Genomic DNA, 13538 nt, shown 5'->3' on the forward strand with positions numbered 1-13538 from the left:
CTCCTCTTCGAGCCTAGCCCGGCGTCGTCTTGTTTCGTCGGCATCGATCCCGCGTTCGACGGTCCACCAGTACGATGTGCCATATGACGCACTTTGGATCGGTCCGATGACTGGCGTGATGGCCACTCTCGCCTCGGCGGAGAGCCTGCGAGAGCAGATCGAGGCCCAGCTCTCGTCACGGATCATCTCCGGCGAGATTCCGCCAGGGCAGGTTCTCACGGTGCCGACGCTTGCCGGCGAGTTCGGTGTGAGCGCCACCCCGGTGCGCGAGGCGATTCTGAATCTCGCGAGACGCGGATTCCTCCGCCCGATTCGCAATCGCGGCTTCGAGGTCACCGAGGTGTCGCCGGAGGAATTGCGCGAGCTCAGCGACGTGCGAATGCTGCTCGAGGCGCCGACGATGGTCACCGTCGCCGGGACTCTGGACGACGAGACGGTCACGGAGTTGCGCGCCCTGGCTGATCGCATCGTCGAGGCGGGCCAGGAGGGGCGCTTCGATGAGTACCTCACGGCTGACACGGCATTTCACCTGCGGATTCTCGAATGCACCGGCAACCGCAAGCTGGTCGAACTGGTTCGCGAGCTGCGTCAGCAGACGCGGTTGGTCGGGCTCGCGCATCTCGCCGAGACGGACACCCTGATGTCGACGGCCCTCGAGCACGCGGAACTCGTGGATCTGCTGGTGGCCGGCGACGGCGCGGCGGCCGAGGCGCTCATGCGGAGGCACATCCGGCACGTGGGGGGCATCTGGAGCGGCCGCGACGAGGGCTGACGCCTCAGCGCAGTTCGCGGGTGCATCGATTCGGCCCGAGGGGTTTCGCTCTGCCGGTCCGATGAGTAATGTGTCACATGCTATCAAGTGTGGAATTGCAACGACGCATCCCAGGAGACCCTCATGAAGACCCGTACACAGCGCACCCGTCAGATCCTCGCCCTCGCCGCGGCGACCGGCGTCCTGCTCGCCGCAGCAGGCTGCTCCGGCGGCCTCGGCTCCGACGACGGGGGAGGCGCTGACCAATCCGGCACGATCAAGCTGGGGATGCTCGCTCCGTTCTCCGGCAGCGAGTCCGCCTTCGGCGAATACATGCAGAACGGCGCCCAGCTCGCCATCGACGAGATCAACGCAGACGGCGGAATCGACGGACGCAAGCTCGAACTGCAGGTGGAAGACGACGCCTGCGATGCGACTGCCGCCGTATCCGCAGCGAACAAGCTCGTGACCGAGGGCGTCGTCGCTTCGGTCGGCGGCTACTGCTCAGGCGCCACGCTGCCGACGCTTCCGATCTTCGATGAGGCCGGCATCCCGATGGTGATCCCCGCCGCCAACTCGAACGAACTGGTGAAGCAGGGCCTCCCCGGGGTCTTCCTCATCAACGGCACCGGCACCCAGCAGGCTGCCGCAGCGGTCGCTTACGCGGAGAAGAGCGGCATGAAGAGCGTCGCGGTGATCGACGATGCGACCGCATACTCCGCAGATCTCGCGGCATCCTTCGTCACGCAGGCGACCGAGGCCGGGCTCAGCGTCTCGTTCGAAGCGACCGTCACGCCTGGTGAGAACGACTACGCGGCCGTCGCCACCCAACTGGCGAGCGAGAAGCCCGAACTCGTGTACTGGACCGGCTACTACCAGGAGGGCGGACTCATCGTCCGGCAGGCGACGGATGCCGGTTACGCCGGCGCCTTCCTCGTCGGCGATGGCTCGGTCGACGCGAAGTTCGCCGAGATCGCGGGCGACGGATACACCGACAACGTCCTCGGCACGTTCACCCAGACCCCCGACATGATCGAGGGCGCCGATGCCTGGATCGCGGACTACGAGAAGCTCGCCGGAGCCGCGCCCGGACCGTACTCGACGCAGTCGTACGACGCCGTCCGAGTGATCGCCCAGGCGATCGAGGACGCAGGGAGCACCGAATTCGACGAGGTCGTCGCCGCGCTCGAAGGGCTGAAGGACTTCGACACGTTCGCCGGCCCGCTCACGTTCACGAAGGACCACACGCTCTCCGGCGGCGGTTTCGTGATCGTCGGCATCGATCCGGCATCCGGTGCGTTCATCCTCGAAGACGATCTGCAGGACTGACGTGAGTGGGGCGGCTGACGCCGCCCCACTCCATCGGCGTCCCAACGACGCGGAAGGACATCTGCAGTGATGCAACTCATCTGGAACGGCCTGATCGTCGGCTCGTTCTACGCACTCGTCGCTCTCGGCTACAGCATGGTCTACGGGATCATCAAGCTGCTGAACTTCGCGCACGGCGACATCTACATGCTCGGCGCCTTCACCGGGTTCGCGACGCTCTCGGCTTTCGGCATCTCGAGCGAATCCTCGATCCCGCTGCTGCTGGTGATCATGCTGCTCTCGATGGTCACCACCGGTCTCATCGGCGTCGGCATCGAACGCATCGCCTATCGGCCGCTGCGCCGAAGTCCTCGCCTGGCCGTTCTGATCACCGCGATCGGCGTCTCGTTCACTCTCGAGTACGCGGTCAGGCAGATCTTCGGCCCGAACCCGGAAGCCTTCCCCGTGCGCCTCGAGTCGAGTGGGTTCGACTTCGCCGGCATGCGCATCACCGCCGCGCAGATCGTGCTGGTGATCATCGCCGGAGTGCTGATGCTGGTGCTCGCGCACGTCGTCGAACGCACCAGGCAGGGGCGCGCGATGCGCGCGATCGCCCTCGATCCGCAGGGTGCCCAGTTGATGGGGATCAACGTGAACCGCGTCATCGCCACGGTGTTCTTCATCGGCTCGGCGCTCGCCGGAGCCGCAGGCGTGATGGCGGGCGCGTACTACGGTTCGATCGACTTCCTGATGGGCTTCATGATCGGCCTCAAAGCCTTCACCGCTGCCGTCATCGGCGGCATCGGCAACCTCTACGGTGCGATGCTCGGCGGTCTCCTCCTCGGCATGCTCGAGTCCTTCGGCTCGGCCTGGTTCGGCGGCGAATGGCGAGATGTGTTCTCCTTCGCCTTCCTCATCCTGTTCCTCACCTTCAAGCCGACCGGGCTCCTCGGAGCTCGCGTCGTAGAGAGGATGTGACATGCCTCGTCTCTCCGCACCGTTGCGCGACGCCGCGCTGCGTGCACCATCGCCACTGTTCGACCGGCAGCCGGCAGCACGCGGCATCCTCTCCTCCCAGCAGGGGTTCCTTCGCGCGCTCGGCGGCCTGTGCGTCGTCCTGCTGGTCGTGCTGCCTTTCCTCGACGCATCGCGCTACACGATGTCGATCGCGACCAGCGCGCTCATCTACGTGATGCTCTGCATGGGGCTGAACGTCGTCGTCGGATACGCGGGGCTGCTCGATCTGGGGTACATCGCCTTCTTCGCCGTCGGCGCGTACGTCTCCGGCATCCTGACCACCGAGCTCGGCTGGCCGATGTGGGCGGCGCTGCCGGCGACCATCCTCGCCTGCATCCTCGCCGGCATCGTCGTCGGAGCGCCCACCCTACGGCTGCGCAGCGACTATCTCGCGATCGTCACGCTCGGTTTCGGGGAGATCATCCGAATCACGGCGAACAACCTCGACGTCACGGGCGGGCCTTCGGGAATCCACGGGATCCCGACCTGGTCCTTCGGCGATTGGAGCTTCGCAGACGGGTTCACCGTGCTCGGGATCGAGTTCCCGCAGCGCGTCGTCTTCTACTACTTCGTCGCGGCCATCGTCGTGCTCGTCGGAGTGATCGGTGCCGGGCGCCTGGCCAGAGGGCGGCTCGGCCGGGCGTGGAAGGCCGTGCGCGATGACGAGGACGCCGCCGAGGCGATGGGCATCAACACCTACGTCGCCAAGATCACTGCCTACATCATCGGCGCGGTGTGGGCCGGCATCGCTGGCCAGCTCATGGCCACGCACCTGTCGGCGATCAGCCCGAACAGCTTCCAGTTCCTCTATTCGGCGCTGATCCTGATGGCCGTCGTGCTCGGCGGCATGGGCTCGACGCCCGGCGTGATCATCGGCGCCCTGTTCGTGTCGCTGGCGCCCGAACTGCTGCGGGAATTCTCCGAATGGCGCTTCCTCATCTTCGGTGTGCTTCTCGTGGTGGTGATGCTGTTCCGTCCGTCGGGCCTGTGGCCGGCGACCGCGGTGCTGCCCTGGCTGAAGCGCAGGCGACCGATTCCGCCGCCGACGGCAGGGTTCGCGGCGGTCCCCGCACCCGAGGACAATCTCGACGACAGCGAGGGCACCCGATGAGCGCGCTCCTCGAGGTCAAAGACCTCCGACTGCAGTTCGGCGGCGTCAAAGCCGTCGATGGTCTGAGCTTCTCCGTCGACGCCGGGGAGATCCTCGCCGTGATCGGCCCGAACGGCGCCGGCAAGACGAGCGCCTTCAACTGCATCTCCGCCTTCTACCTGCCCACCTCCGGGTCGGTCGAGTTCGACGGCAACAGCATCGTGCGCGAGCCGCCGGCCGTCTGGCGCACCCTGCGCCTTGTCGACCTGCTGCAGAGCTTCGGCTTCTACCGGGTGCTGCCGTCGCGAGTGACGAAGTGGGGGATGGCGCGCACGTTCCAGAACCTGCGCCTGTTCCGTGAGCTCAGCGTGATCGACAACGTCAAGACGGCCATGCACGCGAACCTTCGCGAGGGGTTCTGGGCGACGCTGCTGCACTCGCCGGGCTACCGCCGAGCCGAACAGTGGTGCACCGAGCAGGCCAGGGGGTGGCTGGATTTCGTCGGCTTCGCCGGAGACGAGAACCTCTACGTCACGCAGCTCCCATACGGCGAGCAGCGACGGGTGGAGATCGCCAGGGCACTCGCGAGCAGCCCCAAGCTTCTGCTGCTGGACGAGCCGGCGGCCGGCCTGAACTTCAATGAGAAGCAGGCGCTGATGCAGCTCATCCGACGGATCCGTGACCTCGGTGTCGCGGTGGTCTTGATCGAGCACGACATGGGGCTCATCATGGAGCTCGCTGAGCGGATCATCGTCCTCAACTACGGCAAGGAGATCGCCGTCGGCACTCCGCACGAGATCAAGAACAACCCGCTCGTGATCGAGGCGTACCTCGGTGTCGACGATGAGCCGCTCGATGAGACGAAGCTGCAGACGGGCACCGTGGACCTATCGTTGCTCGCCGAACCCCGTAAGAAGAAGGACCGATGAGGATGCTGTCCGTCGAAGCCGCCGACGTCTACTACGGCCGCGTGCACGCTCTGCGCGGGCTCAGCTTCGAGGTGCAGGAGGGCGAGATCGTCTGCCTGCTCGGCAACAACGGTGCCGGAAAATCCACCACGATGAACATGCTCTCCGGTCTGGTGCGTCCGAAGTCCGGCGTCGTGCGATGGGGTGAGCTGGATCTGGCGACCGCAAAGCCCTGGGACATCGTCTCCGCCGGGTTGATCCATGTGCCAGAGGGGCGGCGGATCTTCTCCACGATGAGCGTGCACGAGAACCTGCTGCTCGGCGGATACACCGTGCGCGAGCAGAAGCTCGTCGCGCAGCGCGTCGAGCAGGTGTACGCGCTGATGCCGCGTCTGGCAGAGCGACGCAAGCAGCAGGGCGGCACGCTGTCCGGCGGTGAGCAGCAGATGGTCGCCATCGGCCGGGCGATCGTCGGCGGCCCGAAGCTGCTGCTGCTGGACGAGCCCTCCATGGGGTTGGCACCGCTGGTGGTGAAGCAGGTCATGGAGACGATCCAGGCGGTCAACGCCGAGGGCACGACGGTCCTGCTCGTCGAACAGAACGCCCGTGCGGCGCTGAAGATCGCCGACCGCGCGTATGTCATCGAGACCGGGCAGACGACGCTGTCGGGGCCGGCGGCCGAACTCGCCGCCGATGCCAGGGTGATCGATGCCTATCTCGGCGGCTGAGAGGATGACCACCAGGCCGACGATGAAGAAGAGGAGCGCGCTGTGCGGATCGTCGTGATCGGCGCGGGCATCGTCGGTGCGGCGTGCGCACTGGAGCTCACCGAGCGCGGCGCGGAGGTCGTCGTCATCGACCGAACCGGTGTCGCCGCGGAGACGTCGAGCCGCTGCGAGGGGAACCTGCTCGTCAGCGACAAGGAACCCGGCCCCGAGGCCGATCTCGCGATCGCATCGAACGAGATGTGGCGCGGGCTCGCTGCGCGCCTCGATACGGATCGTCCCCCGGGGCAGCCCGGGACGGAGTTCGAGGCCAAGGGCGGAATCGTGGTCGCCTTTCCGGGGGGAGAGGGAGCGCTCGAGGGATTCGCCGCTGCGCAGCGCGACATCGGAATCCGCGCGGTGGCTCTGGATGCGGCCGCACTGCGGGCCGCCGAACCGCATCTCGCCCCCGACGTCGCCCTCGCCATGCACTACCCCGATGATGCGCAGCTGCAGCCCTCGACGGCGACGCAGGCTTTACTCGCGACAGCGCTGCGCCGCGGCGCGCGACTGCGGATCGCCGAGGTCGTCAGCGGCCTGATGCACGACGGTCGCCTGGGCGGTGTCGAGACGGATGCCGGTCCGATCGAAGCCGATGCCGTGGTGAACTGCGCTGGACCGTGGTCCGGCGAGGTCGCGGCGCGGCTTGGCGCACGACTGGATATCCGGCCCCGGCGCGGCGTGATCCTGGTCACCACACCGATGCCGCAGCGGGTCTTCCACAAGGTGTACGACAGCGACTACGTCGGAGCGGTGGGCTCGGGGAACGCTGCGCTGCAGACGTCGACGGTGGTCGAGTCCACCCCGGGCGGGACCGTTCTGATCGGGTCGAGTCGGGAGCGCGTCGGCTTCGACGAGCATCCGGGCACCGGTCCTTCTGCGGCAATCGCGGCGAAGGCGATCCGTCTGTTCCCGTTCCTGGCGGAGACCACGCTGCTGCGCAGCTACTTCGGCTTCCGCCCGTACGCACCGGATCACCTGCCGGTCGTCGGCGCCGACCCGCTCGTGGACGGTCTCTTCCACGCGACAGGCCATGAGGGGGCCGGAATCGGGCTGGCACCGGCGACGGCCGCACTCATCTCCCACGCCGTGCTCGGCACGGACACCGATCTCGATCCCGGCCCGTTCCTCCCGGGTCGAGCCAGCCTGCAGGAGACCCCATGATCCGCATCACCGTCGACGACGAGCGCTTCGAGGGCCGCGACGGTCAGACGATCGCGGGGGTGCTGATCGGTGCCGGACGCATCGCATGGCGCACCGCCCAGACCGGAGAGCGCGGCGTCTTCTGCGGAATCGGCGTCTGCCACGACTGTCTCGTCACCGTGAACGGGTTGTCCGGTGTGCGGGCGTGTCAGCGGGCGGCGGCCGACGGCGACGTGATCGAGCGCGAGGTGCGGGCATGAGGCGGGTGGCTGTTCTCGGCGGAGGACCCGCCGGTCTTGCCGCGGCCCAGGCGGCGCTGGCGCTGGGCGCCGAGGTCACCCTTGTCGATGAGGGAGCCGGTCTCGGTGGGCAGTTCTGGCGGCATCACGACACGATCACCGATCCTCGGCTGACGCACGGGCGGGCGCGGTTCGACCGGCTTCGCGGAGCACTCGCGCGGGCGACCGTGCACACGGGGGCCAGCGTCTGGTCGGCGGACGTCGCGGCATCCGTCACGCTGCGTGCATTCGCCGGAAGCGCCGACGGACCCTCTCGGCGCTCGCTCGCCATCGAGGCGGATGCCGTTGTCGTGGCGACCGGTGCGCACGACCTGGCGCTGCCGGTGCCGGGGTGGACCCTGCCCGGCGTCACGACCGCCGGTGCGGCGCAGGCGCTCGCAAAGCGCGACGGAGTCACTGTCGGGCGCCGGACGATCGTGAGCGGCTCGGGTCCGTTCCTGCTCCCCGTCGCGCAGTCGCTCGCACTGACGGGTTCGCAGGTCGTGGGCGTGCACGAGGCATCAACGGTTCGCGCGCTCGCCGCGGGATGGCTGCCGCGGCCGTGGCAGCTCGCAGGCAAGGCGGGCGAGCTCGTCGAGTACGTCGCCGCCCTCGCCCGGCACCGCATCCCCTATCGTCCAGGCAGTGCGGTGGTGCGCGTTCTCGGCGAGAGCAGAGTGGAGGCCGCAGTGGTCGCGTCGCTGGATGCCGCCTGGCGACCGATCCCCGGCACCGAGCGGGAGATCGTCTGCGATGCGGTCGCGCTCGGACACGGCTTCACTCCGCGTCTGGAGGCTGCCCTCTCTCTGGGATGCGCGATCGTGGGCGAGCGCGGAGCGCGGTTCGTCGCGGTCGACGACGAGCAACGCACGAGCAATCCGCTGGTGTTCGCCGCCGGCGAGGTGACGGGTATCGGTGGAGCGGACGCGGCACTCGCCGAGGGTGCGATCGCCGGATTCCTCGCAGCGGGCGGCTCGATCGACGACAGCCGGCTGCGGGGGCCGCTCGCGGTCAGGCGCCGGATGCGGGCGTTCGCCGCCCGGCTCGAACGAGCGCACGGCATCCGACAGGGGTGGACGGACTGGCTCGACGACGACACCGTCGTCTGTCGATGCGAGGGGGTCGCGAAGCAGGCGATCGAGCAGAGCTCCCACGCGCCGATGCGCGCCATGAAGCTCGCCAGCCGTGCCGGTCTCGGCCCGTGCCAGGGGCGCACATGCGGGCATGCGGTGGAGGAGATCATGGCGCAGGCGGGCGGGCGGCCATCCGGATTCGACCGCAGGCCGATCCTCGCCCCGATCCGACTGGGCGAGCTGGCCGGACAGTCGGGCGACTGACGCCGAAACTCGACGATCGGTCCTTGCAATCGCTCGACCGGGATGAGTAATATGTTACACATTACCCCCGTCAAAGGAGACGACCCATGTCGCAGAGAACCGCAAGCCCCCCACCGCCCGGCACGGCGGACACCGAGAGTTCTGCCGAGTCTGTCCGTCGCGTCCGCAAGGTGATGACCGCCTCCGCGATCGGGCATTTCGTCGAGTGGTTCGACTTCGCGGTCTACGCGTACGCCGCCCCGGTGATCGCGAGCCAGTTCTTCCCGAACAGCGATCCGGCTGCTGCGCTGCTCTCCGTGTTCGCCATCTACGCCGTCGGTTTCGTCGCCCGTCCGATCGGTGCATTCCTGCTCGGAAACCTCGGCGACAGGTTCGGCCGCAAGCGCGTGCTCGCCGCGGTCATCCTGATCATGGGGCTTTCGACGATGCTCATCGGGCTTCTGCCGACCTACGCGGTGATCGGTGTCTTCGCGCCGCTGCTGCTCATCGTGCTCCGGATGGTGCAGGGTCTCTCGGCCGCGGGCGAGACGATCGGCTCGAACTCGTTCGTGTCCGAGCACTCGCCGATCCGTACCCGCGGGCGCAACGTCGGCCTGGTGTACACCTGGTCGAACCTGCCCCCGGTCGTCGCCGCGCTGCTGGTGCTCTTCCTCACCACCGCGCTGCCCGTCGAAGCCTACGAGAGCTGGGGATGGCGCATCCCCTTCCTCCTCGGCGCCCCGCTCGCGATCGTCGGCCTCTACATCCGGAGCCGGGTCGACGAGTCGCCGGCGTTCACCGAGATGCGCGAGACGCGCCAGGTCGAGTCCGCGCCGATCCGCACCGTCTTCCGCGAGCAGTGGCGCAATATGCTCACCTGCTTCAGCATCGCCGCGGTCGCGAGCCTCGGCTACTACTCGCTCACGGGGTACTTCTACTCGTTCATGACGGTGACGATCGGCCTGCCCTCGTCTGAAGCGCTCCTGTCGAACAGCATCGCGCTGCTGATCACCTTCGTCATGGTGCCGATCTCGGCCGCGATCTCCGATCGGATCGGGCGACGCCGCATGCTGCTGATCGCGGGCACCTTCGGAGCGCTCATCGCCGTCCCTGCGTACCTGCTCGTCTCCACCGGCACCCTCGGAGCCGCGATCGCGAGCCAGGGGCTGCTGGGTCTCGCGCTCGGTCTCTTCTTCGGGCCTGCCGGTCCGGCGTTCGTCGAGCTCTTCCCCGCTCGCGTCCGGTACACCGGTGCGTCGATCAGCTACAACCTCGCGTTCACGATCTTCGGCGGCACCGCCCCGTTGCTGGCCATCTGGCTCATCGGCGTGACCGGTTCGACGATCGCGCCCGCCTGGTACGTCGTCGCCGTCACCGTACTCGCCCTCATCGTGATCTCCGGCATGCCGGAGACGCATACTCGCTCGATGCGCGACGAGGCGTCGATCGAGAACGCTCCTGCTCCCGCACGCGATCGCGCGTGACCTGACACAACACGAACATCCACAAGAGAATGGAACTCTGATGACCGGAACTATGGACCTCGGTGGCGTCGTCGTCGCCACCACCCTCGCATTCAAGGAAGACGCATCCGCACCGGCCGGCCTCGCGGTCGACTACGACCGGTTCGCCGAGCACGTCGATTTCCTGATGTCGAACGGATGCCACGGCGTCGGCCCGAACGGGTCGCTGGGGGAGTACTCCTCCCTCACCGACGAGGAGCGCCGACGGGTGATCCAGGTCGCCGTCGAAGCCGTCGACGGGCGCGGCATCGTCATCGCCGGGGCGCACGGCGTCGGAAGTCACCAGGCCAGGAAGTGGGCCGAGATCGCGCGCGAAGACGGCGCCGACGGTGTGCTGCTGCTGCCGCCGACCATGTACCGCGCCAACGAGGGCGAGGTGATCGCTCACTTCCAGGAGGTCGCCAAGGCGGGCCTGCCGATCATGGCGTACAACAACCCGTTCGACACCAAGGTCGACCTGGTTCCCTCGCTCGTCGCGAAGCTCGCCGAGATCCCTGAAGTCGTCGCGATCAAGGAGTTCTCGGGTGATGTGCGCCGGGTCTACGAGATCAAGGAGCTGTGCGACATCGACGTCATCGCCGGTGCAGACGATGTGCTCTTCGAGCTCATGGTCAACGGCGCCGTCGGCTGGTTCGCCGGGTACCCGAACGCATTCCCGCGGGAGGCCGTCGAGCTGTACAACCTCTGCAAGGACGGGCACTGGCACGAGGCGAAGGCGCTCTACGAGCAGCTCGTCGCCGTCTTCCGCTGGGATTCGCGCACCGAGTTCGTGCAGGCGATCAAGCTGTCGATGGACATCTGCGGCAACTCCTACGGCGGACCCACCCGTCCGCCGCGCGGTCCGCTCTCCGCCGAGCAGCGTGCCCAGGTCACCGCTGACACCGAGCGGGCTCTGGCCGCGCTCTCGGCCCGCACGGCGGCGGTCGTCTGATGCGCGGGCGCCGGGTGATCCAAGCGGTCGACTCCCATACCGAGGGCATGCCGACACGGGTCGTCACCGGGGGCGTCGGCCAGATCCCCGGCGCCACCATGAACGACCGCCGGCTGTACGCCATGGAGCACCTCGACGGTCTTCGGGGCTTCCTGATGAACGAGCCGCGCGGCCATGCATCGATGTCCGGTGCTCTGCTGCAGCCGCCGGCGCGCGACGATGCCGACTGGGGCGTCGTGTTCATCGAGGCATCCGGATTCCTGCCGATGTGCGGGCACGGCACCATCGGCGTCGCCACCGTGCTGGTGGAGACCGGAATGGTCGAGGTCACCGAACCGATCACGGAGATCCGGCTCGACGTTCCGGCTGGCCTCGTCATCGCCCGGGTCAGAGTCGAGGACGGCCGCGCGGTCGATGTGACCATCGAGAACGTGCCGAGCTTCGTCGATCGGCTCGATCAGCGCATCGAGGTTCCCGGAATCGGCGAGATCGAGTACTCCGTGGCCTTCGGCGGCAACTACTACGCCCTGGTCGAGCTCGAGCAGGTGGGGCTTCCGTTCGATCGTGCCAGGAAGGACGACATCGTCAAGGCCGGCCTCGCGATCATGGACGCGATCAACGAGCAGGCGCCGCCGGTGCATCCGACGCTCTCCGGGGCGAACCACGTGCATCACGTCGAGTTCATCGCGCCGGGATCGGATGCCGTACGTTCCCGCCACGCGATGGCGATCCATCCGGGCTGGTTCGACCGCTCGCCGTGCGGCACGGGCACCAGCGCGCGGATGGCCGAGCTGCACGCACGCGGCGAAATCGCCCTGGACACGCCGTTCGTGAACGAATCGTTCATCGGCACCGAGTTCATCGGGCGGATCATCGGCGAGACGACAGTCGGCGACCGCGCGGCCATCATCCCCACCATCACCGGGCGGGCCTGGATCACCGGGCTCGGTCAGTACCTGCTCGATGAGAGCGATCCGTTCCCCGAGGGGTTCATCTTCTAATGGAGGAAACGTGACCAACACCACTGTGAACGCCACCCGTCCGCTCACCGATGTGGCCGAGGCCGCAGCAGGCGCCGCACGTGCTTTCGCGCGCACCAGCCCGCGCGAGCGCGGTGCAGCGCTGGTCGCCGTCGCCGACGCACTCGATGCCGCGGCGGAAGAGCTCATCGCGATCGCCATGCGCGAGACGGGTCTCTCCGCGGCCCGCCTCACCGGCGAGGTGCGGCGCACGTCCTGGCAACTGCGGCTCTTCGCCGACGAGATCGTCGACGGCGCCTACCTCGACGTGCGCATCGATGCGGCCGACCCGGAGTACGTGATCGGCCCGCGCCCTGATATCAGGCGGATGCTGGAACCGGTCGGCCCGGTGCTGAACTTCGCGGCATCCAACTTCCCGTTCGCCTTCTCCGTCGCCGGCGGTGACTCGGCTGCTGCGCTCGCCGCGGGCTGCCCGCTCGTGGTCAAGGCGCACTCCGGGCACCTGGAGCTGTCGCGTCGCACCGCGCAGGTGGTCGTCGAGGCGCTCCGCGCCGCGGGAATGCCCGATGGTGTCTTCCAGCTCATCGAGGGGCAGGAGAACGGCGTCGAACTTCTGAAGGACGAGCGCATCCGGGCAGCGTCCTTCACCGGCTCCACCCATGTCGGTCGTCTCCTCGCCGACATCGCGGCATCCCGCGCCGTGCCGATTCCTTTCTATGGCGAGCTCGGCAGCGTCAACCCGGTCTACGCGACATATGCGGATGACGCACTGCTCGACGGATTCGTCGCCTCCGTGGCCGGTTCCGCCGGTCAGCTCTGCACCAAGCCGGGCTTTCTGTTCGTGCCGGAGGGCGCCGAACTCGGCGCCGTGGCCCCTGCCGCTGCCGGTGTCGTCGAGCACCGCCTGTTGAATCCCGGGATCGGCCGAGCTTTCGCGCAGCGTCGTGCCGACGTGCTCGGAGCGGAGGGCGTGACCGTTCTCAACGAAGGCGAGGTGCGCACCGACGAGGGCGGGCAGACCTTCGCCACGCCCACCGTGGTGACCGTCGACGTCGATGCTCTGCTGGCGAATCGTGAGGCTCTCCTGGAGGAGTCGTTCGGACCGCTGTCAGTCATCGTGCGCTACCCGGATCAGGCGGCACTTCCGGCTCTGCATGAGCAGTTGTTCCCCGGAAACCTCACCTCCACGGTGCACGCGCGGCCCGAGGAACTGGCCGACGGCTCCCTTCAGGTTCTCGTCGATGCGCTCGCCGAGACCAGCGGACGAGTGCTGTTCGGCGGCTGGCCGACGGGGGTCTCGGTGACGCCCGCGATGCAGCACGGCGGACCATACCCGGCGACCACCACCGACGACACGAGCGTCGGCACGGCCGCCATCACCCGGTTCCTGCGAGGCGTCTCCTATCAGGGGGCACCGCAGGAGCTGCTGCCGGCGCCGTTGCGCGACGACAACCCGTGGAACGTCCCGCAGCGCCGCAGCGCCGCGGGCGGATCGACCGGTTGGGGCTCCTTCGCCGGCTGAGTGCGTG

General features: G+C 68.0%; 13 protein-coding genes. All 13 read left to right on the top strand.

Annotation, left to right across the window (positions count from 1 at the left end; translation table 11 throughout):
• Window positions 1-118: 118 nt before the first annotated feature.
• Complete coding sequence (locus LTA6_RS09285) at window positions 119-772, top strand: GntR family transcriptional regulator (protein ID WP_407357725.1); 654 nt, start codon at window positions 119-121, stop codon at window positions 770-772.
• 123 nt (window positions 773-895) lie between these two features.
• Entirely contained in the window at window positions 896-2080 is a 1185-nt protein-coding gene (locus LTA6_RS09290; RefSeq protein WP_341977730.1) for a branched-chain amino acid ABC transporter substrate-binding protein, read from the top strand.
• Window positions 2081-2149: 69 nt separating this feature from the next.
• Window positions 2150-3037, top strand: coding sequence for a branched-chain amino acid ABC transporter permease (locus tag LTA6_RS09295; RefSeq protein ID WP_341978327.1), 888 nt, complete (start codon window positions 2150-2152; stop codon window positions 3035-3037).
• Between the two features lies 1 nt (window position 3038).
• Window positions 3039-4187, top strand: a complete 1149-nt coding sequence (locus LTA6_RS09300) for a branched-chain amino acid ABC transporter permease (protein WP_407357726.1) — start codon at window positions 3039-3041, stop codon at window positions 4185-4187.
• Window positions 4184-5095 carry an ABC transporter ATP-binding protein gene (locus tag LTA6_RS09305; RefSeq protein ID WP_407357727.1) on the top strand — a complete coding sequence of 304 codons (912 nt, stop codon included), beginning with the start codon at window positions 4184-4186 and terminating at the stop codon, window positions 5093-5095. Before LTA6_RS09300 ends, LTA6_RS09305 begins: the two co-directional genes overlap by 4 nt.
• On the top strand, window positions 5092-5802 hold the full coding sequence (locus LTA6_RS09310) for an ABC transporter ATP-binding protein (RefSeq protein ID WP_363548852.1): 711 nt from the start codon (window positions 5092-5094) through the stop codon (window positions 5800-5802). Before LTA6_RS09305 ends, LTA6_RS09310 begins: the two co-directional genes overlap by 4 nt.
• Before the next feature lie 42 nt (window positions 5803-5844).
• A complete protein-coding gene (locus LTA6_RS09315; RefSeq protein ID WP_407357728.1) occupies window positions 5845-7002 on the top strand; it encodes an NAD(P)/FAD-dependent oxidoreductase in 1158 nt (385 codons plus the stop codon).
• Window positions 6999-7241 carry a (2Fe-2S)-binding protein gene (locus tag LTA6_RS09320; RefSeq protein WP_407357729.1) on the top strand — a complete coding sequence of 81 codons (243 nt, stop codon included), beginning with the start codon at window positions 6999-7001 and terminating at the stop codon, window positions 7239-7241. The genes LTA6_RS09315 and LTA6_RS09320 overlap by 4 nt, the downstream gene beginning before the upstream one ends.
• Complete coding sequence (locus tag LTA6_RS09325) at window positions 7238-8596, top strand: FAD-dependent oxidoreductase (protein WP_407357730.1); 1359 nt, start codon at window positions 7238-7240, stop codon at window positions 8594-8596. The genes LTA6_RS09320 and LTA6_RS09325 overlap by 4 nt, the downstream gene beginning before the upstream one ends.
• 86 nt (window positions 8597-8682) lie before the next feature.
• Window positions 8683-10059, top strand: coding sequence for an MFS transporter (locus LTA6_RS09330; protein WP_407357731.1), 1377 nt, complete (start codon window positions 8683-8685; stop codon window positions 10057-10059).
• A gap of 37 nt (window positions 10060-10096) precedes the next feature.
• Window positions 10097-11029 (top strand): dihydrodipicolinate synthase family protein, encoded by a 933-nt coding sequence (locus tag LTA6_RS09335; RefSeq protein WP_407359265.1) that lies wholly within the window; start codon window positions 10097-10099, stop codon window positions 11027-11029.
• A complete protein-coding gene (locus LTA6_RS09340; protein ID WP_341977746.1) occupies window positions 11029-12030 on the top strand; it encodes a proline racemase family protein in 1002 nt (333 codons plus the stop codon). Before LTA6_RS09335 ends, LTA6_RS09340 begins: the two co-directional genes overlap by 1 nt.
• A complete protein-coding gene (locus tag LTA6_RS09345) occupies window positions 11993-13531 on the top strand; it encodes an aldehyde dehydrogenase family protein (RefSeq protein ID WP_407357732.1) in 1539 nt (512 codons plus the stop codon). The genes LTA6_RS09340 and LTA6_RS09345 overlap by 38 nt, the downstream gene beginning before the upstream one ends.
• The last annotated feature ends 7 nt before the right edge of the window (window positions 13532-13538 follow it).

This window comes from Microbacterium sp. LTA6 (assembly GCF_045690355.1).
In the GTDB taxonomy this organism is placed as follows: domain Bacteria; phylum Actinomycetota; class Actinomycetes; order Actinomycetales; family Microbacteriaceae; genus Microbacterium.